At 73.7% G+C, this 21,953-nt stretch carries 17 protein-coding genes; 5 read left to right on the forward strand and 12 right to left on the reverse strand.

Features of this window, described 5'->3' with window-relative positions; all coding sequences use genetic code 11:
- Positions 1-126 precede the first annotated feature (126 nt).
- A complete protein-coding gene (locus C8E97_RS27890) occupies positions 127-987 on the forward strand; it encodes an aminoglycoside phosphotransferase family protein (RefSeq protein ID WP_246019217.1) in 861 nt (286 codons plus the stop codon).
- Here C8E97_RS27890 and C8E97_RS27895 read toward each other — a convergent pair.
- Positions 977-1,147, reverse strand: a complete 171-nt coding sequence (locus C8E97_RS27895) for a DUF397 domain-containing protein (protein ID WP_121008373.1) — start codon at positions 1,145-1,147, stop codon at positions 977-979. The two genes, C8E97_RS27890 and C8E97_RS27895, sit on opposite strands and share 11 nt — an antisense overlap.
- A complete protein-coding gene (locus C8E97_RS27900) occupies positions 1,137-2,003 on the reverse strand; it encodes a helix-turn-helix domain-containing protein (protein ID WP_170212012.1) in 867 nt (288 codons plus the stop codon). The genes C8E97_RS27895 and C8E97_RS27900 overlap by 11 nt, the downstream gene beginning before the upstream one ends.
- Before the next feature lie 103 nt (positions 2,004-2,106).
- Here C8E97_RS27900 and C8E97_RS27905 point away from each other — a divergent pair, with 103 nt between their 5' ends.
- Positions 2,107-2,466 (forward strand): hypothetical protein, encoded by a 360-nt coding sequence (locus C8E97_RS27905; protein ID WP_170212013.1) that lies wholly within the window; start codon positions 2,107-2,109, stop codon positions 2,464-2,466.
- Here C8E97_RS27905 and murD read toward each other — a convergent pair.
- The 8 genes from murD to mraZ all read right to left on the reverse strand — a co-directional run bounded on the left by murD (position 2,451) and on the right by mraZ (position 12,509).
- Positions 2,451-3,854 carry a UDP-N-acetylmuramoyl-L-alanine--D-glutamate ligase gene (murD, locus tag C8E97_RS27910; RefSeq protein WP_121008376.1) on the reverse strand — a complete coding sequence of 468 codons (1,404 nt, stop codon included), beginning with the start codon at positions 3,852-3,854 and terminating at the stop codon, positions 2,451-2,453. The two genes, C8E97_RS27905 and murD, sit on opposite strands and share 16 nt — an antisense overlap.
- A gap of 3 nt (positions 3,855-3,857) precedes the next feature.
- Entirely contained in the window at positions 3,858-4,946 is a 1,089-nt protein-coding gene (gene mraY / locus C8E97_RS27915) for a phospho-N-acetylmuramoyl-pentapeptide-transferase (protein WP_121008377.1), read from the reverse strand.
- On the reverse strand, positions 4,943-6,403 hold the full coding sequence (locus tag C8E97_RS27920) for a UDP-N-acetylmuramoyl-tripeptide--D-alanyl-D-alanine ligase (RefSeq protein WP_121008378.1): 1,461 nt from the start codon (positions 6,401-6,403) through the stop codon (positions 4,943-4,945). The genes mraY and C8E97_RS27920 overlap by 4 nt, the downstream gene beginning before the upstream one ends.
- Positions 6,400-7,929: a UDP-N-acetylmuramoyl-L-alanyl-D-glutamate--2,6-diaminopimelate ligase gene (locus C8E97_RS27925; protein WP_170212014.1), complete on the reverse strand. Its 1,530-nt coding sequence runs from the start codon at positions 7,927-7,929 to the stop codon at positions 6,400-6,402. The genes C8E97_RS27920 and C8E97_RS27925 overlap by 4 nt, the downstream gene beginning before the upstream one ends.
- Positions 7,930-8,169: 240 nt before the next feature.
- A complete protein-coding gene (locus C8E97_RS27930; protein ID WP_121008380.1) occupies positions 8,170-10,077 on the reverse strand; it encodes a peptidoglycan D,D-transpeptidase FtsI family protein in 1,908 nt (635 codons plus the stop codon).
- Between the two features lie 85 nt (positions 10,078-10,162).
- Positions 10,163-10,975: a cell division protein FtsL gene (ftsL, locus tag C8E97_RS27935; protein ID WP_121008381.1), complete on the reverse strand. Its 813-nt coding sequence runs from the start codon at positions 10,973-10,975 to the stop codon at positions 10,163-10,165.
- The gene (gene rsmH / locus C8E97_RS27940; RefSeq protein ID WP_121008382.1) at positions 10,972-11,916 is read right to left on the reverse strand and encodes a 16S rRNA (cytosine(1402)-N(4))-methyltransferase RsmH; all 945 of its coding nucleotides are present in this window, start codon (positions 11,914-11,916) and stop codon (positions 10,972-10,974) included. The genes ftsL and rsmH overlap by 4 nt, the downstream gene beginning before the upstream one ends.
- A gap of 161 nt (positions 11,917-12,077) precedes the next feature.
- Positions 12,078-12,509, reverse strand: coding sequence for a division/cell wall cluster transcriptional repressor MraZ (gene mraZ / locus C8E97_RS27945; RefSeq protein WP_121008383.1), 432 nt, complete (start codon positions 12,507-12,509; stop codon positions 12,078-12,080).
- Between the two features lie 444 nt (positions 12,510-12,953).
- On the opposite strand from mraZ, the gene C8E97_RS27950 reads away from it, so the two are divergent.
- From C8E97_RS27950 to C8E97_RS27960, 3 genes are all read left to right on the forward strand, one after another.
- Positions 12,954-14,048, forward strand: a complete 1,095-nt coding sequence (locus tag C8E97_RS27950) for an AAA family ATPase (protein WP_121008384.1) — start codon at positions 12,954-12,956, stop codon at positions 14,046-14,048.
- Between the two features lies 1 nt (position 14,049).
- Entirely contained in the window at positions 14,050-15,315 is a 1,266-nt protein-coding gene (locus tag C8E97_RS27955; RefSeq protein ID WP_121008385.1) for a DUF58 domain-containing protein, read from the forward strand.
- 1,262 nt (positions 15,316-16,577) lie between these two features.
- A complete protein-coding gene (locus tag C8E97_RS27960; RefSeq protein ID WP_121008386.1) occupies positions 16,578-18,998 on the forward strand; it encodes a transglutaminase TgpA family protein in 2,421 nt (806 codons plus the stop codon).
- 434 nt (positions 18,999-19,432) lie between these two features.
- Here the strand turns inward: C8E97_RS27960 and C8E97_RS27965 are convergent, their stop codons facing one another.
- Complete coding sequence (locus tag C8E97_RS27965) at positions 19,433-19,816, reverse strand: DUF3040 domain-containing protein (protein ID WP_121008387.1); 384 nt, start codon at positions 19,814-19,816, stop codon at positions 19,433-19,435.
- 929 nt (positions 19,817-20,745) lie between these two features.
- Positions 20,746-21,702, reverse strand: a complete 957-nt coding sequence (locus C8E97_RS27975; protein WP_121008389.1) for a hypothetical protein — start codon at positions 21,700-21,702, stop codon at positions 20,746-20,748.
- Positions 21,703-21,953 lie beyond the last annotated feature (251 nt).

The following is a 21,953-nucleotide window of genomic DNA, read 5'->3' on the forward strand; positions in this document are numbered from 1 at the left end:
TCGCGCGGGGTTGGGGTGGAAATCGGCCGCGTGTCGCGCAGACGCGACCCCGATCACGCCGTGCGACCCACCGGAGGACGTCCGAAATCCGTTGACGGTTGCCCCCTCCCGCGATCCGATCATCCCGTGCACCCCGACGAGCCCGTCATCGACCCGCCCCTCGTCCGCCGGCTGCTGGCGGAGTGCTTCCCGCGCTGGGCGGACCTGCCGGCGCGCCGGGTCGCGTCGGCGGGCACGGACAACGCCATGTTCCGCCTCGGCGAGGACCTGGTGGCGCGGCTGCCCCGGATAGGCTGGGCGGTGGAGGGCATCGCGCACGAGTGCGCCTGGCTGCCCCGCCTCGCGCCGCACCTGCCGGTCGCCGTGCCGGAGCCGCTGGGCCTCGGCCGGCCCGCCGCCGGGTACCCGTGGCCGTGGGCGGTGCTGCGCTGGCTGGACGGCGAGAACCCGGTGGAGGCGCCGCCGGGGCTCGCCGGCGACCTGGCCGGCTTCGTGTCGGCGCTGCGCCGGGTCGAGCTGCCGGACCCGCCGGCCGCCGGTCGCGGCCGGCCGTTGGCGACCAGGGACGCGCCCACCCGCGAGGCGATCGCGGCGCTGGGCGACGAGGTCGACGCGGCGGCCGTCACGGCGGTGTGGGAGTCCGCGCTGGCCGCGCCGCCGTGGGAGGGCGACCCGGTGTGGGTGCACGGCGACCTGTCACCGGGCAACGTGCTGGTGGCGGGCGGGAGGCTGAGCGCCGTGATCGACTTCTCGTCGTGCGGCGTCGGCGACCCGGCCGCCGACCTGCCGGTCGCGTGGAACCTGCTGCCGGCGGCCCAGCGCGACGAGTTCCGCGCCGCGCTGGGCGTCGACGACGCGACCTGGGCACGCGGTCGCGGTCTCGCGCTGTCGATCGCGCTCATCCAGTTGCCGTACTACCGGGACACCAACCCGATGCTGGTGGCCAACTCCCGGCACGTCATCGGCGAGGTCCTGGCTAGCGCTTGAGCCCGGCCAGGAACGCCGCCATCGCGCGGTCGGAGAACCCGAGCACCGCGCCACCGGAGTTCTTGCTGTCCCGCACCCGCACGGCGGTGGCCGAACGCGCCACCTCGACGCAGTTCCCCGACCCGTTGCTGCGGCTGCTCTTGCGCCACTCAGACCACATGACCCGCTCCCTCGACATCGTTGATCACCTGCTTGACGAACGACGCGGATTCCTTGGGGTCCAAGGCCGCCGCCCGCAGGTGGTCCATCGCCAGGCTATACCGCTCGGCTTCGGCGTCGTCGTCCAAGTAGAGGCCGCCGGTCAGGTTGTCTATGTAGACGACACTGGGAAAATCGGTGAACTTCAGCAACGTGAACGCGATGCCCATCGACATGTGCGCGCCCTTGCCGAACGGCAGCACCTGCAAGGTCACGTTCGGCAGCGCGGCCAGCTTGAGCAGGTGCCGCAACTGCTTCTCGTGGCTGTCCGGACTGCCCACCACCCGGCGCAGCGCGGCTTCGTCGAGGATCGCCCAGATCGACAGCGAACCGTCCTCCAGCCGCTGCTGACGGGTCTGGCGCAGCTCGGCCCGCTTGTTGATCACCTCGTCGGCGGCGTGCGGCGCGTAGGCACGGATCACCCACCGCGCGTACTCGGGCGTCTGGAGCAGGCCGGGGATCAGGTCGATCTCGAACGACTCCAGGGCGACCGCTTCCGATTCCAGGACCACGTACTCGGAGAACCAGTCGAACAGGACGTCGCCGTAGACGTGCCACCAACCGCGTTTCTTCGCCACCTTCGCCAGGCGTAGGAGCCACTGGATCTTCTCGGGGTCGGCCCCGTAGAGTTCGGCCAGCGCCTTGGTGTCTACTATGGACACCCCGGTGACCGCCGATTCGATGCGGCTGATCTTCGACTTGGAGTAGCCCAGTTCGCGGGTCACGTCGTCGAAGCCGAGCCCGGCTTCCTCGCGGAGTTGGACCAGCGCGCTGGCCAGGACGCGTCGGCGGACCCCCGGACCTTGGTTCTGCGGCATGGCTGCGACATTAGCGGCAAAGCGACCCACTGATCGGGTGAACTTTAGCAACACGGCCTTATGCTGTGTTGCAGAAAAATCGTGCCAGGTGGATGTTTCCGGCATGACCCCCATCACGTCCGCGCCGGTCGGCCCCGCGCTGGCCCGCGCACACCACCTGCTCCGCCAGGACATGCTCGGCTACCTCGACTCCGTCGAGCACCTGACCAGCGAGCACGACGTCGAGGACGACACGATCCTGACCGTCGCGCGCACCGAGGTCCCCCGCCTGATCGCCGTGCTGCGGGCGACCGTCGCCGACCACCGGGCCGACCGCGACGGCCGGTGCCTCGGCTGCCCACCCACCCCGGTCGACGGCCGGATGGTCAGGCGGGGCTGGCCGTGCCCGGTGCTCGACCGCGCCCAGGGCTTCCTCAACGACCCCGACAGCGTCTACGACGCCGTGCCCTACGAGCGGCGGTGACCGGTCTCCCCGACCAGCTCCAGCACCGCCTCGGCGAACGCCCGGCCCCGGTGCGCGTAGTCGGCGAACATGTCGATCGACGCCGCCGCCGGGGCCAGCACGACCGCGTCGCCGGGCCGGGCCAGCGACCGGGCCGCGCGCACCGCCTCCGCCATGCCCGCGTCGGCCCCGCCCGCGTCGGCCCCGCCCTCGGGGGCCAGCACGGTCACCGGCACCGAGGGCGCGTGCCGGGCCAGGGCGTCGGCGATGACGCCGCGGTCCGCGCCGATCAGCACCGCGCCGCGCAGCCGGTGGCCCTCGGCGCGCACCAGGTCGTCCACCGACGCGCCCTTGAGCAGCCCGCCGGCCACCCACACGACGCTCTCGTGCGAGCGCAGCGACGCGATCGCCGCGTGCGGGTTGGTCGCCTTGGAGTCGTTGACGTAGGTGACGCCGCCGGCCTCGGCGACGACCTCGGCGCGGTGCGCGCCGGGCCGGAAGTCGCGCAGGCCCCGCCGCACCGCCTCGGGCGACACGCCGTGCGCGCGGGCCAGGGCGGCGGCGGCCAGCGCGTCGGCGACACCGGGCGGCCCGGCGGGTCGGACCTCCGCGACGTCGGCCAGCACCGCGTCGGCGCCGAACGCCCGGTCGACCAGCCGCCCGTCGACCACGCCGAGCTGGCCGTCCTCGGGCGCGCCCAGGGTGAACCCGACGTGCGCGGCGGCCGGGGACACCGACAGCAGCGCGGCCACGCGGGAGTCGTCGACGCCGGCCACGGCGACCTCGCCGGAGAGCACGCCCGCCTTGGCGGCGGCGTACTCCTCGAACGAGCCGTGCCAGTCGAGGTGGTCCTCCGCGAGGTTCAGCAGCACGCCCGCCGCCGGCCGCACCGACGGCGACCAGTGCAGCTGGAAGCTCGACAGCTCCACCGCCAGCGCGCGGTGGCCGGCCAGCAGGGCGTCCACCACGGGCAGGCCGACGTTCCCGCACGCCACCGCGTCGATGCCGGCGGCCCGCAGGATCGACTCCAGCATCCCGACCGTCGTGGTCTTGCCGTTGGTGCCGGTCACCGCGAGCCACGCGGGCGGGTCGGCCAGCTCCAGCCCCATCCGCCAGGCCAGCTCGACCTCGCCGATCACCTCGACGCCCGCCGCCTGCGCCGCGACCAGCAGCGGGCTGTCGGGCCGCCAGCCGGGGCTGGTCACCACCAGCTCCACACCGGCCGGCGGCGCGGTGAGGCCGGGCGCCAGGGCGACGCCCGGCAGCAGCGGCTCCAGCGCCGCCAGCCGGTCGGCGCTGCCGTCGGTGACGGTCACCGCCGCGCCCGCGGCCAGCAGCGCCTCCGCGGCGGACCGGCCGGTCACGCCCGCTCCGGCGACCAGGACGTCGCGACCGGCCAGGAATCCCATGCGTCAGCTCCCCGCCGCCGTCAGCCACTCGCTGTAGAACAGGCCGAGGCCCAGCATGCAGCACATGCCGGCCAGCAGCCAGAACCGGATGATGACCGTGGTTTCCGCCCACCCGGCCAGCTCGAAGTGGTGGTGGAACGGCGCCATGCGGAACAGCCGTCGCCGGGAGGTCCGGAACACCGCGACCTGGAGCGCCACCGACAGCGCCTCGACCACGAACAGGCCGCCGATCACGATCATCAGCAGCTCGGTGCGGGTCGTGATGGACAGGCCCGCGACCAGGCCGCCCAGCGCGAGGGAGCCGGTGTCGCCCATGAAGATCTTGGCGGGCGCGGCGTTCCACCACAGGAAGCCGATGCAGCCCGCCATCGCGGCGGCGGCCACCAGCGCCAGGTCCAGCGGGTCGCGCACGTCGTAGCAGCCGGCCACCGACAGGTTCGAGCAGTTGTAGCGGAACTGCCAGAAGCTGATCACCACGTAGGTGCCGAGCACCATCGCCGAGGTGCCGCCGGCGAGGCCGTCGAGGCCGTCGGTGAGGTTCACGGCGTTGGACCAGGCGCTGATCGCGGCGTAGCTGAACACCACGAACCCGACCACGCCGAACGACACCACGGCGATGTCGCGCACGAACGACAGGTTCACCGAGGCGGGCGTCAGGCCGTCCTTGTTCGGGAACTGGATGACCAGGACGGCGAAGATGATGGTGGCGATGAACTGCCCGACCAGCTTGGCGGTCTTGTTCAGGCCGAGGTTGCGCTGCTTGCGGATCTTGATGAAGTCGTCCAGGAAGCCGACGACGCCCAGCGACGTGGTCAGCATCAGCACCAGCAGGCCGGACGCGCTGGGCGTCTGGTCGGCGGCGGACGCGGACATGGAGTTCACCAGGTGCGCGCCGAGGTAGCCCGCCCACATCGCGACCAGGATCGCGACGCCGCCCATCGTGGGCGTGCCGCGCTTGGTCTTGTGGCTCTGCGGTCCCTCTTCGCGGATCTCCTGGCCGAAGCCCTGCCGCGAGAAGATCTTGATCAGGTAGGGCGTCAGCATGATCGACGCGATCAGCGCGATGGCCGCCGCGATGAGGATGCTCTTCACTTGCTGACCGCCTCCAGGAGAGCCTCGGCAACCCGCCACAGGCCGTATGAGTTGGATGCCTTCACCAGCACGACGTCACCCGGCCGGACCTGGTCGCGCAGCAGCTCCACGGCCGCGGCGACGTCGGGCACCAGCACCGCTTCTTCGCCCCATGATCCTTCCAGGTGCGCGCCCTGGTGCATCGGGCGGGCGTCCGGTCCGACCACGACCAGCTTGTTGATGTCCAGGCGGACCGCGAGGCGGCCGATCTCGTCGTGCGCGCGGACGTGGTCCGCGCCGAGTTCCGCCATCGGGCCCAGCACGGCCCAGCTCCGCCGGGCGGGCGTCGTGGCGCGGGAGATCGTGGCGAGCGACTTCAGCGCCGCCCGCACGGACTCCGGGTTCGCGTTGTACGCGTCGTTGACGATGGTCACGCCGTCAGGGCGTTCGGTGACGGCCATGCGGTGCGCCGAGACCCGTTCGGCCTGCCCGAGCGCGTCGGCGACCTGCTGCGGCGTCGCGCCGAGTTCGAGGCCGATCGCGGCGGCGGTGAGGGCGTTGCCGACCTGGTGCGGTCCGTGCACGGCGAGCCGCACGCGCGCCTCGCCGCGCGGGGTGATCAGCCGGAACCCGGCGCGGGCCTGCGCGTCCAGCTCGACGTCGGCGGCGCGGACCTGCGCGTCGGGGTGCTCGCCGACCAGCACGACCTTGGCGCGGGTGCGGTCGGCCATGCCGGCGACGAGCGGGTCGTCGGCGTTGAGGATCGCGACGCCGTCCTCGGGCAGGGCTTCGACCAGTTCGCCCTTTGCGCGCGCGATGCCCTCGCGGGAGCCGAACTCGCCCAGGTGGGCGCTGCCGACGTTGAGCACCGCGCCGACCTTGGGCGGCGCGACCCGGCACAGCTCGGCGATGTGGCCGACGCCCCGCGCGGACAGCTCCAGCACCAGGAAGCGGGTGTCCGCGTCGGCGCGCAGGGCCGTCCACGGGTGGCCCAGCTCGTTGTTGAACGAGCCGGGCGGCGCGATGGTCTCGCCCAGGGGTGCGAGGACGCCGGCGATCAGGTCCTTGGTCGACGTCTTGCCGGACGAGCCGGTGACGCCGATGACCGTGAGCCCGGTGAGCCGGTCGGTGACGTGCCGGGCGAGCCGCGCCAGCGCCGCGAGGACCGCCGCGCCCGCGCCGTCGGTGTCGCCGGACAGCACGTAGGCGTTGCCGGAGCCGGCCTCGACCGGGGGCGCGACGACGGCGGGCACGCCCACCGGGCGGCCCGCGAGGACGCCCGCCGCGCCCGCCGCGACGGCGCGGGCGGCGAAGTCGTGGCCGTCGACCCGTTCGCCGGGCAGCGCCAGGAACAGGCCGCCGTCGCCGAGTTTCCGGGTGTCGAACTCGACGGTGCCGGTGACGACCGGCGAGCCGTCGGTGTCGTGCAGGGTGCCGCCGACGACGTCGGCGATCTCGGCCAGGGTGAGCGGGATCAACGGTGCGCCTCTCTGATGGCCGCGGTGAGCGTGTCGACATCCGAGAACGGGTGCACGACCCCGGCGACCTCCTGCCCGGTCTCGTGCCCCTTGCCCGCCACCACGACCACGTCGCCGGTGCGGGCCAGCGACACGGCGTGGCGGATGGCGCTGGCCCGGTCGCCGATCTCCAGCACCTCGCCGCGCTCGTGCTCGGGCAGGTCGAGCGCGCCGCGCAGCATCGCGGCGCGGATCGCCGCCGGGTCCTCGCTGCGGGGGTTGTCGTCGGTGACGATGAGGACGTCGCTGCGGCGCGCGGCCTCCTCGCCCATCAGGGGTCGCTTGGCGGTGTCCCGGTCGCCGCCGCACCCGAGGACGGTGATGATCCGGCCGGCGGAGCGGGCGCGCACGGCGTCCAGCGCGAGCGCGACCGCCTGCGGCTTGTGCGAGTAGTCGACGACGGCGGCGTAGTCCTGCCCCTCGTCGACGCGCTGCATCCGGCCCGGCACGCGCACGCCGGCCAGGCCGCGGCGGATGGCGTCCGGGTCGATGCCGCGCTCGTGCAGGCAGGCGATGGCGAGCAGGGCGTTGGCGACGTTGAACTCGCCGGGCAGCCGCAGGTCGACCGGGATCGCCAGGCCGTCCGGGCCGTGCGCGACGAACGCCTGCTCGCCGGTGGCCGACACCCGCAGGTCCGACGCCGTCCAGGCCGCGTCGCCGGTGGTCGACACGGTGATCGTGGCCGGCGTCACCAGCCGGCGGCCCCACCCGGTGTCGACGCAGACGACCTCGGTCGCGGCGCGCCCGTCGAACAGCCGCGCCTTGGTGCGGAAGTAGTCCTCCATGTCGGGGTGGAAGTCGAGGTGGTCCTGCGACAGGTTGGTGAACCCGGCCACCGCGAACCGGACACCGCCGACCCGGCCGAGGCGCAGGGCGTGGCTGGAGACCTCCATCGCCACGTCGGTGACGCCGCGCTCGGCCATGACGGCGAGCAGGGCGTGCAGGTCCGGCGCTTCCGGTGTGGTGAGGGCGCTGTCGAGGCGCTGCCCGGCGATGCGGGTCTCGACGGTGCCGATGAGGCCGGTCACCCGGCCGGCGGCGCGCAGCACGGCGTCGACGAGGTAGCTGGTCGTCGTCTTGCCCGACGTGCCGGTGATCCCGAACAGCGCGAGCCGCGTCGACGGGTCGCCGTACACGCGGGAGGCGAGGACGCCCAGCACCTCGCGCGGGTCCGGGTGGACGAGCACCGGGACGTCGCCGGCCTTCGCCGCGCCCGCCTCGTCGGTCAGCACGGCGACCGCGCCCCTCGCGACGGCCTGGGCGGCGAAGTCCGCGCCGTGCGCGCGGGCGCCGGGCAGCGCGGCGAACAGGTCGCCGGGTTGGACGTGCTGGGCCCGCAGCGTCACGCCGCTGACGGGGACGTGGGCGCGGTCGGGCGCGGTGAGGTGCGCGTCCACGGTCGAGGCGAGCTCGGACACGGCGACGGGCTGGACGCGGGAAGGGCGGGGCGGGGCGGTCGCGACCTTGCCCTCAAGCTTGGCAGGCACGCGCGGAAGGCTACCGGCGCACGGAGAGTGGCTGCCCACCACGTCCACTCGCGACACGAACCGCCCGGTCAAGCCGACGCGCCAAGGCGCCGCGGGCGGTGCACGCCGTCCGCGGTGACCGTCGTCGCGAGTGGTGGACGCATTCTCCCGCACGCGGCGGGATTCCGCACGGCGAACGGTGATCCGGGCGGTGGCGCCCCGCGTTGCCCCCGCGGCGCGCGCCGTCCCCGCGCGGGTCCGTCAGAGCGTGAGCGGCACGACGGGGCTCTGCTCGGCCGACATCGGCACCTGGTAGCGCTGGGCCAGGTAGGAGGCGATGTCGTGGAACAGCGGCGCGGCCGACTGGCTGTACTGCCCGCCGCCCGACGGCGCGTCGAGCATGATCCCGACCACGTAGCGCGGGTTGTCCGCCGGGAACATGCCGGCGAACGTGATCCAGTGCGTGGTGAGGCTGTAGCAGCCGCAGTTCTTGTCGACCTGCTGCGCCGTGCCGGTCTTGCCGGACACCTGGTAGCCCGGCAGCGCCGCCGACGGGCCCGTGCCGGTCTGCCCCGGCTCCTTCTGCACCACGGCGCGGAACATGTCCCGCACCGTCTTCGCCGTCTGCGGGCTCACCACCCGCGTCCCCTCCGGGCGCGGCGTCTCCTTGCGCACGCCGTTCTGGTCCACTTCGGCCCGGATGACGCGCGGCGGGACGCGGAGGCCGTCGTTCGCGATCGCCTGGTACATGCCGGTCATCTGGAGGAGCGTCATGCTGAGGCCCTGCCCGATCGGCAGGTTGCCGAACGTCGAGCCGGACCACTGGTTGCGCGGCGGCACCGAACCCGCCTCCTCGCCGGGCAGGCCGGACTCGGTGCGCTGGCCGAGGCCGAACTTGCGCAGCATCTCCGCGAACCGGTCCTCGCCGATCTTCTGCGCGGTCATGAGCGTGCCCACGTTGGACGACTTCGCGAACACGCCGGTGAACGTCATGTCCTGCCTCGGGTGCTCGACCGAGTCCCGGATGACGCGGTCGGCGACCTTGATCCGGTCGTCCACCGACAGCACGCTGGTCGGCTGGTAGACGCCGTCCTCGATGGCGGTGGCGGCGGTGACGACCTTGTTCACCGAGCCCGGCTCGAACAGCGACGACACGGCGTGGTTGCGCGTCTGCTCCTCGGTGGCCTTGCCGAAGTCCGCCGGGTCGAACGTCTTGTCGTTGGCCAGGGCCAGGATCTCGCTGCTGCGCGTGTCGAGCACGACCGCCGAGCCGGTCTTCGCGCCGGACTTGGCGGTGTACTCGGTGACCATGCGCTGCACCGCGTACTGCGTGTCCACGTCGAGCGTCAGCTCGATGCTGCGGCCCGGTGTCGCGGCGGCCAGCTCGCGGGACCGGTCCGGGCCGGGGATCACCACGTTGCTGTTGCCCTGCATGGTGTCCACCTCGCGCCTGCCGTTGCGGCCGGCGAGCAGGTTGTCCTGCGAGTTCTCCAGGCCGAGCACGCCGTGCGTCGCGGGCGGCTTCTGGTCCTTGCGCCAGTTCGCCGCGCCGATGATGTTCGAGGCCAGCTCACCGTTGGGGTAGACGCGGACCGCGCGGTACTCCGAGCCGATGTCGGCGTACTTGGCGGTGATGGCGGCGGCCTTGCCGGGGTCGACGTTGTCCGCCAGCTCGATGTAGGTGGTGTCCCTGGTGAGCATGTCGAACATGGTCTGCTCGTCGGTCTTCCGGCCGCCGACCTCCGTGCCCAGGGTGTCCTGGATGAACCTGGCGACCTTCCGCGCCCAGTCCTCGTAGCTGCCGATGTCCGGGTCGGTCTCCCGGTGCGCCTCCCACTTCTCGCGCGTCAGCTGCGGCACGGCGTACAGGGCGCGTGCCTCCACGCTGAACGCGAGCTGGTTGCCGTTGCGGTCGGTGATGGAGCCGCGCGCGGCGGGGATGTCGATCAGCGTGGCCCGCTGCTTCTTGGCCTGCTCCGACAGCGCCTCCGCCTGGAAGCCCTGCACCTGCACCAGCTTGACGCCGGCCGCGAGCAGCGCGGCGACCAGCAGCAGCCGCCCGACCACGAGGCGGACCCGGCTGTTGCCGCGCCGCCGCCGCTTGGCCAGGGCCGCACCGCGCACCGACAACGGCCGCCGTGCGGGCCTGCCCCGACTGGGCCCTGGCATCACAAACCTCCACTGACCGGTTCACTCCACGGGCCGATCGCGCCGCCGGTCCGGCGAGGCGACGGTCCCGATGCCGACGCGGGCGTCACCGGCTGCCGGGCGGCCCGCCCGCGCCGGGCGAGCGGCCGGCGGGCGGCCCGTGCGGGCCGGCCGGTGGCTGCTGCGCGTTCGGGTCGGCGGGCGGCTGCTGCGCGTTCGGGTCGGCCGGCGGCTGCCCCTGCTGGTTGGCCGGTGGCTGCTGGGCGTTGGCGTCCGCCGGCGGCTGCTGGGCGTTCGGGTCGGCGGGCGGCTGCTGCCCCTCCTGGCCGGCCGGCTGCTGCCCGTTCTGCCCGGCGGGCGGCTGCTGCGCGTTCGGGTCCGCCGGCTGCCGGGCGTTCGGGTCGGCCGGTGGCTGCTCCCGCGCGGGCGGTTCCGGGGCCTTGGCCTCCGAGGGCTTCCCGTACAGCTCGACGGTGCCGTCCGGGAGCTGCCGCAGCCGGGCCGGGTCGCCCGCCGGCACCAGGCCCAGCTTCGCCGCCGCCTCCGCGAGCTTCAGCGGCGACTCGGCGAGCGCCACGTCCTGCCGCAGCTGCTCGACCTGGCGCGCCAGCCGCGTCTCTTCGGCCCGCGCGTCCTGGAGCCGGTACGAGTCCGCCGTCGCCTGCGTCGACAGCCACATGATCGCGGCGATGCCGACGACCAGCACCACCATCACCATCGCCACGAACGGGCCGCGCGGCGCGGGCGCCTGCCGGCGCGTCACCGCCTTGCCGCGCGCGGAACCGCCGCGCTGCGCCCGACGCGCGTAGGCCCGTTCGACCGCGGCCGAGCGGGTGCGGGCGGGCACCGACTTCAGGGCCCGCTCGCGCGGCTTCGACCGGGTCGACGGCGCGCCGTTCGCCCGTGCGGGTGCGGTCACGTCGCCTCCCGGATGCGTTCCGCCGCGCGGAGTCGAACCGACGCGGCCCTGGGGTTCTCCTCGACCTCCCGCTCGTCGGCCACCTCCGCGCCGCGGGTGACCAGCTTCAGCTCGGGGCCGTGGCCGGGCAGCTCCACCGGCAGGCCCTCGGGCGTGCGGGAGACGGCCAGCGCGGCGAGCGCGCGCTTGACCATCCGGTCCTCCAGCGACTGGTAGGACTCCACGACGATCCGGCCGCCCACGGCCAGCACCGACAGCGCGGCGGGCAGCGCCTGCCGCAACGACTCCAGCTCGCCGTTGACCTCGATCCGCAGCGCCTGGAACGTCCGCTTCGCCGGGTGGCCGCCGGTGCGCCGGGTGGCCGCCGGCACCACGTCGTAGAGCAGCTCCACCAGCCGGCCGCTGGTCGTGAACGGCTCGCGCGCGCGTTCCCGCGCCACCGCCGCGGCGATCTTGCGGGCGAAGCGCTCCTCGCCGTAGTCGCGCAGGATGCGGGTCAGGTCGTCCACCGGGTACTCGTTGAGCACGTCGGCCGCCGTCATGCCGGTGCCCGCGCTCATCCGCATGTCCAGCGGCGCGTCGCGGGAGTACGCGAAACCGCGCTCCTCCGCGTCCAGCTGCAACGACGAGACGCCCAGGTCCATCAGCACGCCGTCCACCGGCCCGTCGACCGCGTCGGCGATCCGGTCGTAGGTGGCCTGCACGAACGTGACCCGGTCGGCGAACGGCGCGAGCCGCTCCCGCGACAGCGCGATGGCCTGCGGGTCGCGGTCCAGGCCGACCAGCCGCACCCGCGGGTGCGCCCGCAGCACGGCCTCGGAGTGCCCGCCCAGGCCGAGCGTGCAGTCCACGAACACCGCGTCCCGGTCCGCCAGCGCGGGGGCCAGCAGTTCGAGGACGCGGTCGAGCAACACCGGCACGTGCCGCGCCCGCTCCACCACGTCCCCTCCCAAGCATCCCCCCGACCGGCAAAGAAATTCGGGTGTCGTCAGGTCCCCGCCCGCCCGTCGGACCTGGCGCCGGGGAAGGTGCGCCAGGGCCGAAAGCCGAGCGGACCGAGGCCTCACGGCACCCGAAACCTCAAGCGTTCTCGAACCCGTACTCAGAAGACGCCGGGCAGCACCTCCTCGCGAGCCTCGGCGTAGGCGGCCTCGTGCTCCTCCAGGTAGCGCTGCCACGCCTGCGCGTCCCAGATCTCCAGCCGGCTGATCGCGCCGATGACCACGCACTCCTTGGTCAGCCCCGCGTACCGGCGCAGGTCCGGTGCGATGGACACCCGGCCCTGGCCGTCCGGCCGCTGCTCGTCGGTCCCCGCGAACAGGTAGCGCTGGTAGGCGCGGACGGCCTCGTTGGTGAACGGCGCCTCCGCGACCTTGCGCGCCATCTGCTCGAACTCGGCCCGAGGGAACACGTAGAGGCAGTGGTCCTGGCCCTTGGTGACCATGAGACCCCCCGCTAGCGCGTCCCGGAACTTCGCAGGCAGCGTCAACCGGCCCTTGTCGTCCAGCTTGGGGTGGTGGGTGCCCAGGAACACGGCAAGCCACCTCCCGCCGCCGGAGAACCGGCAGTGGAGCCCCCGTCTGCCCCACCGGCCGCCACAGTACCCCACTTTTCTCCACAGTCAACGCGGAAACGGGTGGTCGCACGCCACCCGGTCGAGCGTTTCCGCAGGTAGAGCGAAGATGGCCGGCGTGACGCGAGGTGGGGGACGAACGACACCTCCACCTCCGCGGGTGAGCCGAACCGGCCCGAAACCCACTCGAACGGCCCAACGAAATCGGGCAAAACCGGTCTGCCGACGGCCGGGGTGGGGAATCGTGGCGGGGCGTGCGAACCGGGCGCCGACCTGCGGCCGTGGAACCCGCGGCCACGAAACTGTTCAATCGGTGTAGGGCGCTTAGCCCTGGTTTGACACACTGCGTGAAACGCTCACCGCCTCCGCGAACCGGTCGCGGGTGGGCCCTCTTCAGGAGGTCGAGTGACTCCGAGTACCCAGCCGGCCGCGCTGCCCGACCACTCGTACGGGGGCGGTGGGCCCGACCACGCGACCAACGCGGCCCGCCCGCACGGCCGGCCCGACGAGGTGCTCGCCGAGCTGCACGCCGTGGTGGGGCGCATCGCGGCCAACGTCGAGAAGGTCATCGTCGGCAAGCCCGACGTCGTGCGCATCGCGCTGGTGACGCTGCTGGCCGAGGGGCACCTGCTGGTGGAGGACGTGCCGGGGGTCGGCAAGACGTCGCTGGCCAAGGCGCTGGCCCGGTCCATCGACTGCTCGGTGAGCCGCATCCAGTTCACGCCGGACCTGCTGCCCAGCGACATCACCGGGGTGTCCATCTACAACCGGCAGGACAACGACTTCGAGTTCCGCCCCGGCCCGGTGTTCGCGAACATCGTGGTGGGCGACGAGATCAACCGCGCGTCGCCGAAGACGCAGTCGGCGCTGCTGGAGTGCATGGAAGAGCGCCAGGTGACCGTCGACGGGAACACCTACCCGCTGAGCGCGCCGTTCATGGTGATCGCCACGCAGAACCCGATCGAGATGGAGGGCACCTACGCGCTGCCCGAGGCGCAGCGCGACCGGTTCACCGCGCGCGTCTCGATCGGCTACCCGGACCCGGCGGCCGAGCTGGCGATGGTCGACGAGCACGCGGGCCACGACCCGCTGGCCCAGCTGCGGCCGGTGTCCGACGCCGACCAGGTGCTCAAGCTGGTGCACGCCGTGCGGCGGGTGCACCTGTCCACGGAGGTCCGCCGGTACGCGGTGGAGCTGGTCGGCGCGACGCGGCGGCTGCCGGAGCTGCGGCTGGGCGCGTCGCCGCGGTCGACGTTGCAGTTGGTGCGTGCGGCGCGTGCGCAGGCGGCGCTGGCCGGCCGGGACTTCGTGGTGCCCGACGACATCCACGCGGTGGCGGTGCCCGTGCTGGCGCACCGGCTGGTGCCGACGGCCGAGGCGCAGGCCGCGCGGCGCTCGTCCGCCGACCTGGTCCGCAACCTGCTCCAGCGGGTGCCCGTGCCGCACGGGGCGCTGGACCCGACGGGCCAGTTCCTGCACCACGTCAACCCGAACCGCTGACATGCGCGGAGCCCTGTCCGGACTGACCACCAGGGGCCGCTGCCTGCTCGCCGCCGGGTTCGCCGCCGGCCTGTGCGCGATCGTGCTCAACGAGCGCGACCTGCTGCGGGTGGCGGCGTTCGTGGTGGCGCTGCCGCTGCTCGCGGCGTGGCTGGCGCAGCGGGCGCGGGTCGGGCTGCACGCGGCCCGGTTCCTGTTCCCCGGCCGCGTCCAGGTGGGCTCGGCGAGCGAGGTGCGGGTGGAGCTGCGGTCGACGGGCCGGCTGCCGACCGGTGGCCTGCTGCTGGAGGACGCGGTGCCGTACGCGCTCGGGTCGCGGCCGCGGTTCGTGGTGGAGCGCCTGCCGCGCAACACGGTCACGGCGCTGCGCTACCCGCTCAAGCCGGTGGTGCGCGGCGTCCAGCAGGTCGGTCCGCTGCTGGCGCGCGTCACCGACCCGTTCGGGCTGGCCGAGTTCGACCGCGAGCTGGCGGGCCGGTCGCGACTGGTCGTCGTGCCGCGGGTGGTGGGCCTGGTCGGGCTGCCGGGCGGGTCGGGGATGGGCGCGGGGGACGACGGCTCGATCCGGTTGCGGGCGGGGCAGGGTGAGGACGACGCGGTGGTGCGGCCGTACCGGCACGGTGACGACCTGCGGAAGGTGCACTGGCGGTCGACGGCGCGGCGGGACGAGCTGATGGTGCGGGTCGAGGAGCGGCCGTGGCGGGGCGGCACGACCGTCCTGCTGGACCACAGGCAGAGCGCGCACCGGGGCGCGGGTCCCGGTGCGTCGCTGGAGTGGGCGGTGTCGTTCGCGGCGTCGGTGTGCCTGCACCTGCACCGGTTCGGCCACCAGGTGCGGCTGGTCGGTGACGACGGGCGGGTGCTGGCGGGCGGGTCGGGCGACGGTGGGCACAGCGACGCGGTGGTGCTGGACGCGCTGGCGGCGTTGCAGCCTTCGCACCGGCGGGAGCCGGCGGTCGGCCTGGACCCCGGTGCGGGCCAGGAGGTGATCGCGATCCTGGGCGGCTCGACGCCCGGGGTGGTGGACGCGCTGGTGCGCAACCGGCCGCGCGGGATGCGCAGCCTGGCCGTGCTGCTGGACGTGCGGGCGTGGGCGGCGGCGGGCGAGGACCCGGCGCCGGACCCGGAGGAGGGGCGGCGCCTGCTGGAGGCGGCGGGCTGGGGCGTCGTGGTGGCCCGGCCGTCGGCCGCGATGGGTCAGGTCTGGCGGGAACTGTGCCACAGCGCGGGCAACCGCGGCCCCGTGGTGCGCACGGAGGTGGGCTAGGTGATCGACAGCACCGCCACAGGCCGAACAAGACAAGACACCACGCTCACCCCTCACCCCACTCCCCGCAGTCCGAACCCAGAAAAAACCCACCCCTCCCCACCCCCCGTACGCGTACACCACACGCCTACCACCGTAGGCGCACACCCCACGCCCACCGCCCCACACGCCCAGCCTCGGCCAACCACCCCACGCGTACACCGCACGCTCACCCCTCTACGCGTACACCGCACGCTCATCCTCCAGCGCGTACACCGCACGCCCACCGCCCCGTACACACACCGCACGCCCACCACCCCGCGCGCACACCGCACGCCCACCTTCCCGCGCGTACACCGCACGCTCACCTTCCCGCGCGTACACCGCATGCTCAGCACCAGACCGGTCGCCAGCCCCTACGCCACCCCGGTACGGACCGACTGCGACACCGCAGGCGACAGCAGCGCCGCGAGCAGCACCCCATCACGCGTACACCGCACGCTCATCCCCCAGCGCATACACCGCACGCTCACCACCCGAGGCGTACACCGCACGCCTTCCGTCCTACCCGCACACCGAGCACCCACCACCCCACGCGTACACCGCACGCCCACCGTCTCAGGCATACGTCGCGCGCCTTTCGCCCTGCGCGCACGCCGCACGCTTTCCGCCCCACGCGCACACCGCACGCCCACCACGCCAGACGCGCGCCCTACGCCTTCTGCTCCACGCGCACACCGCACGCCCACCGCCCCAGGCGTACGCCCTACGCTTTCTGCTCCACGCGCACACCGCACGCCCACCGCCCCATGCCTACGCCACACACCTTCAGCCCTGCGCGCACGCCGTACGCGTTCCGACCTGCGCGCACGCCGTACGCCCACCACTCCGGGCGCACGCCCTACGCCTTCTGCCCTGCGCGCACACCGCACGCCCACCACCCCATGCCTACGCCGCGCGCTTTCCGCCCCAGGCGTACGCCGCGCGCCCACCGCTCCAGGCGCACGCCGCGCGCTTTCCGCCCTTCGCGCGCGCCCTACGCTTGCTGGCGCACGCGTACATCGCACGCTTATCACCGCCCTACGCGTACACCGTGCGCTTGCCGTCATATGCGTGTGCCGTACGCCCATTGCCCTCTGCGTGCGGTGTACGCCTAACTTTGTATGCGTATGCTGTACGCTTACGGCGGTGGGTGATCTGTGGGCGCCGTGTCGCGTCGGCCCGTTGTGCGCGGATGTCGTCGGTGGCGCTTCGCGTGCCGTTCCCTGCCTGGAGGTGGCTTGATGGCCGGCCGTACCGCCACCGGCAACCGGGTGGTGAACGCGACGCCCGTGCTGGCGGGCCTGGCGACGCTTTGCGCCGCGACCGCCCTGTCGAGCGTCATCTCCGGCTTGCTGTGGCTGGTGAACCTGGCCGTGGCGATCGTCGTCGTCGCGGGTGCCGGCGTGCTGCTGCGCGCGACCCGCCTGCCCATCCCCCTGGTCGGGCTGGGCCAGGTGCTCGCGCTGCTGTGCCTGTTGGTGACGATCTTCACCCGGACCGGCGTGCTGGTGATCCTCCCCGGACCGCAGTCGGTCACCGACCTGTTCGAGGTGCTGGGCGCTGCGATCGCCGAGGTGCAGGGCGGCGTGCCGCCGGTCGACGACAGCGACGCCATGCGGTGCCTGGTGATGCTCGCCATCGGTCTCGTCGCGGTGCTCGTGGACCTGCTGGCGGTCAGCGCGTCCGCGCCCGCCGCGTCCGGGCTGGTGCTGCTGTGCGTGTTCGCCGTGCCCGCGTCGCTGGCCGACGAGATGCTGCCGCTGTGGACGTTCGTGCTCGGCGCGGCGGCGTTCGCGCTGCTGCTGGCGGTCGACGGGCAGCACCGCCACGAGGCGTGGCGCGGCAGGCTGTCGGGTTCCGGTCCGGGCGGCTCCGGTCCGGCCGCCACCGCCGTCGCCGGGCTGGCGGTGGTGGTCGCGCTGCTCGCGGGCGTGGGGTTCACCCCGATCGGCACGGTCGGGCGGTTGCCCGGCAGTGGTGACAGCGTCGGCGGCGGCGCGGACAAGCTGGGCCTCGACCCGATGACCGAGCTGCGCGGGATGCTCAACCAGGGCGCGACCCGCGAGCTGTTCCGGGTGCGCGGCCTGCCCGAGTCGGCGTACCTGCGGGCGATGACGCTGCGCGAGTACGTGCCCTCCCAGGGTTGGCGCATCGGCGAGGACCTGCCGCCGGGCGTGGCGGCCAACGGCGACCTGCCCGCGCAGCCCGGCGACCCCGGCGACGGCGAGACCGTCGAGGTCAGCGTCGAGCCGGTGAACTGGCTGGACAACTGGCTGCCGGTGTACGGCAGGCCGCGCCGCCTCGACGACGTGGACGACAACTGGCGCTACGACCCGGTGCGCGGCATGGTCTACAGCGTCCGGGCCAGGCAGGCCGGGACTTACAAGATCACGACGGTGCTCAAGTCGCCGGGTGCGGACACGCTGCGCCGGGCGAGCGGCGCGCTGGACGTGGAGGACACGTACCTGGAGGCGGAGGGCGTCAGCCAGGAGGTCGTGGATTTGGCGCGGCGGATCACGCGCGGCGAGAGCACGACGTTCGACAAGGCCACCGCGCTGCACCGGTACTTCACCGACGGCACGCAGGGCTTCACGTACACCACGGAGACCAGCGGCGCGCAGACCAACGACGCCCTGCGCGACTTCCTGTTCACGGGCAAGCGGGGCTTCTGCGAGCAGTACGCGTCGGCGATGGCCATCATGGCGCGGTCGATCGGCCTGCCGTCCCGCGTGGCGATGGGCTTCACCGCAGGGTTCCCGACCGGTGACGCCCAGAGCATCACGACGCAGGACGCGCACGCGTGGGTGGAGATCTACTTCCCCGGCCACGGCTGGATGGTCTTCGACCCGACGCCGCTGTCCGACGGGCGCGGCGTCGTGCCCCCGTACATCGCCGGGCAGAACCCGGACGGCGAGGAGACCGACACCACCGCCACGACCACCACGACGACCACCACGACCACCGCGCCGACGACCGGGCCTACGACCACGGCACCCGGCACGACGGGTCAGGGCGACCGGTCGGACGCCTCGCAAGGGGTGCCGACGTGGCACCTGGTGACGTTGCTGGCGGCGATCGGCGTGGGCGTGCTGCTGACGGCGTTGCTGTTCGTGCGGTGGCGCAGGCGGCCCGGCGGGTCGCCGTCCTGGTTGGCCCCCGTGCTGGCCGGCGGGGCCGGCGTGGCGTGGCTGACGGTGCTGACGTGCGCCGTGGGGCTGCTGTCGTGGTGGCTGGCGGCGCCGTTGCCGGTCTTGCTGACGGCGGCGATCCCGGCGGTCGTGCGGGCGGTGCGGCGGCGGACACGGGTCCAGGCCGTGGCGGGCCTGGGTCCGGACGCGGCGGACGCGGCTTGGCGGGAACTGCTCGCCGAGTCCGTCGACCGGGGAACGCGGGTGCCACCGACCGAGACCGTGCGCGTCGCGGCCCGACGCCTGGTGCGGGCGCACAACCTGGACGAGCAGGGCCGTGACGGGTTGCGCGCGGTGGTCGGCGCGGTGGAGCGCTCCTGGTACAGCACCCAGGTCGGGGCGGACCCCGCGCTGCCGCGGGCGTTCGAGGAGGTGCGCCGCAGCCTCCACCGCAACGCTCCGCTGGCGTTGCGGGCAAAGATGTTGCCGCGCTCCGTGCTCAAGCCGAACACGCCGGCCGACGACGCGGACTGACCCTGGCTCTCCCCGCCCGATGCCCGTGGCCGACCTGTGTCCGCCGCCGGGTTCGGGTGGCTGGCACGCGGCGACGACCGGCGGGTGACGACGAGCCACCCGCACAGGCTCCACCCGCGCAGGATCACGGCCGGTGGGGTGGTGACCGCAGGGGCGTGGTGACGGCGGCGGCACGTGGTGGCGGCAGCAGCAGATGGTGACCGGCAGCGGTGGGCACGCGGCTACTGCGGGCTCAAGGGCTCATGGCGGCGGGCGGGACCGGCGGGGCGGGACCGGCCGGGCGGGCGGCATCCTACAGCGGGCAGGCAGCGGCTTCAGGGTGGCGACGGCAGGTGCCTGTGCGGGCTCGTGGAGGGGCGGCGGTGCCGGGGCGCGCATAGGGCACGGCCCGCTCCCCTTTGTCGGGAGGCGGGCCGTGTACGACGGATGGTTCGCTACTCGTCCTCTAGGCGTCGACGGAAACGTTCTTCCATCTTCTGGGAGAACGAGCTGCGGCTCGGCCGACTTCCTTCTTCGGCGGGTTCCTCGGCACCCTGATCACCACGACGCAACGTCGTCACGGTGAGCAGCACGCCGAAGAACATCACCAGGAAGCCGACCACGCTCACCACCGGGATACCAGCGAGCTTCGGCAACATCACACCCGTCACCAGCAGGGCCACACCCACGGCGAACAGCACGATGCCCTGGATGCGACGCCGTCGGGACGGCTTGCGCAGCTTGGCGCCGCGCACGGTGGATGCGAACTTCGGGTCCTCGGCGTAGAGCGCACGCTCGATCTGGTCGAGCAGTCGCTGCTCGTGCTCGGAGAGTGGCATGGCTCCTCCTCCGGCACAGCGGTCGCGGGCGCCGGGTGTTCACGGTTTGCCGCCGGTCCCGGCGGACGCCCCGTCCTGGGGGCGTCACAACCAGGATACGATTCGCGGGCCTCTCCGACTACCCAGTCCGCGCCCCTAAGCGGTTCGTTCGGTCACCATCATCCTCACGGGTCAACGGTCAGACCTTCGTGAGGTCGCGAAAACCGCCCCGACGGTCAGTTGTCAAGCCGCCACCCACACTCAGACGACCACCATGTGATGTAACTAACACCCGGTCGGGGCCGTCTGTCACCCTCCCCCGTGGTTCGGGATGGCGAAGCCTTCACCTACCGACACGCCGGGCTCAGTCCGATCCCCCGACGAGGCCAACCAGCCGTCCCACCCGGTCAGGAACGCCACACCGCTCTCCGCGGGACCCATACCGGGCTGCACCCATACCGGGCAGGAGTCAGGTCGGGCAGGAGTCAGGTCGGGCAGGAGTCGGGCGCGCAGGAGTCAGACCGGTTCGGGGGCGGTCCGGTGCATTGGCCCGCGCCGGGTGCCACATCTCCGGTGCCCGGTGCGCGGTGTCGATGCCCGGTGCCCGGTGGTGGGACATGCCGATGGGCGTCGGGAGTGCCGGTCGGTGTGGCGGAAGTACTGGTCGGTGTGGCGGTCGGGCAGTCGGCAGTCGGCAGTCGGCGGGCGGTGGGCGGTGGAGGCGGGTTGGCCGGCCGCGCCGACGGAGGTCGAGGGCCGGGCCGACGGCCGAGGCGGGCCGGTGGAGGAGGCGGAGCCGCCGGAAGCCGAGGCGGACCGACGGTGAAGGCGGAGCCGCCGGAAGCCGAGGCGGACGACGGAGGTGGAGGTTGGGCAGCGCGGTCGAGGCCGGGGCGGTCGAGGCGGGGCGGACGGGTTTGTTGGTGGGTGGCCTTCTGGTCGGTGTGGCTTCAGGGGTGGGCGCGTTGGGGCGGTAGGTGCGGGGGTTGGGGGGTGGTCGGGTCGGGGGGAGCTGGGGTTGTCGACACCGGTGGGCGGGGGCGGGATTGGGCCTGGGTGGCGGCTTCGCTCAAGGCTTGGGCCACGGTGTGGGGCGCGTGGCGCAGTTCCTGGGGTGTGGTTCGGAGCACGACCACGCCTGCCGCGGTGAGCCGGTGGTCCGGGTGGCTGCTCAGTTGCCACGCCAGGCCGAGGCGGGCCCACCAGGCGTCCGCCCGCCCCAGCGGGACGCCCTCGGGGGTGCGCACCTCGACGTTCCACCTCGGCGGTGGCAGCGGCAGGTCGGCCAGGACGGCCCTCGCCCACGCCTGCGGAACGCTCCGGACGCCTTCCGCCAGCTCCCGCAGGATCTGCTTCACCGGCTCGGCATCGCGCGACTGCGCCCTGGCCAGCTCCGCCACCCGGACGCCCCCTCGGCACACCGCCCCCGTCAGCACGGCGCGCGCGGCCTCCTCATCCGGCGACGCCCTCGCCGCGTCGACCGCCGCACGGGCCAGCGGCGCGGTCAGGAAGCCCTTTCTCAGCACCGGCGGCGGGAGCCTGCGGACCCGTGCCGCCCGCACCCTCGGGGTCGGCTCGACCGGCTTGGTGGTCAGCACCTGCACCGGGCCGGCGGCGGGCACCGCGCGCATCCCGTGCAGTTGCAGCGCGTCCGCGCCGGTCAGCTGCGCTCCGGGGCCGGCGTAGCGGAGGGCCGCCTGCACGAGCTGCGGGCGGCTCGGTGGTTTACCGGTCAGCAGCAGGATGCCGGGCAGCACGCGCTGCCAGGGACCGCCCGGACGGCACCGGGCGGACAGTTCTTCCTGCGGCAGGCCCAGGCCGAGCAGGTCGGAGGCCGTGGCCACGTGGTGCGGGAACAGGGCGGCCAGGGCGTCCAGGCTGATGGTGGTGCGGTTCGTGGTGTGCATGGGTCCACGATCTTCGGGTTGAGGGTGGGAGGGCCAGTGGGGGTTGGCGGATTGTGGACAACTCGGGGGCTGTGGACAAGCGGCGGACCGGCTCGGCAGCCAGGCTCGCCGCCCAGGCCCGGCACCCACCCAGGCCCGGCACCCACCCAGGCCCGCCGCCAGACCCGCCACCGAAGCCCGGCATCGGGGTTCGGCGCCCAGGCCCGACACAGAGGCTCGGCATCGGAGCCCGGCATCGGAGCCCGGCGCAG

This window comes from Saccharothrix australiensis, assembly GCF_003634935.1.
GTDB classification, from domain to species: domain Bacteria; phylum Actinomycetota; class Actinomycetes; order Mycobacteriales; family Pseudonocardiaceae; genus Actinosynnema; species Actinosynnema australiense.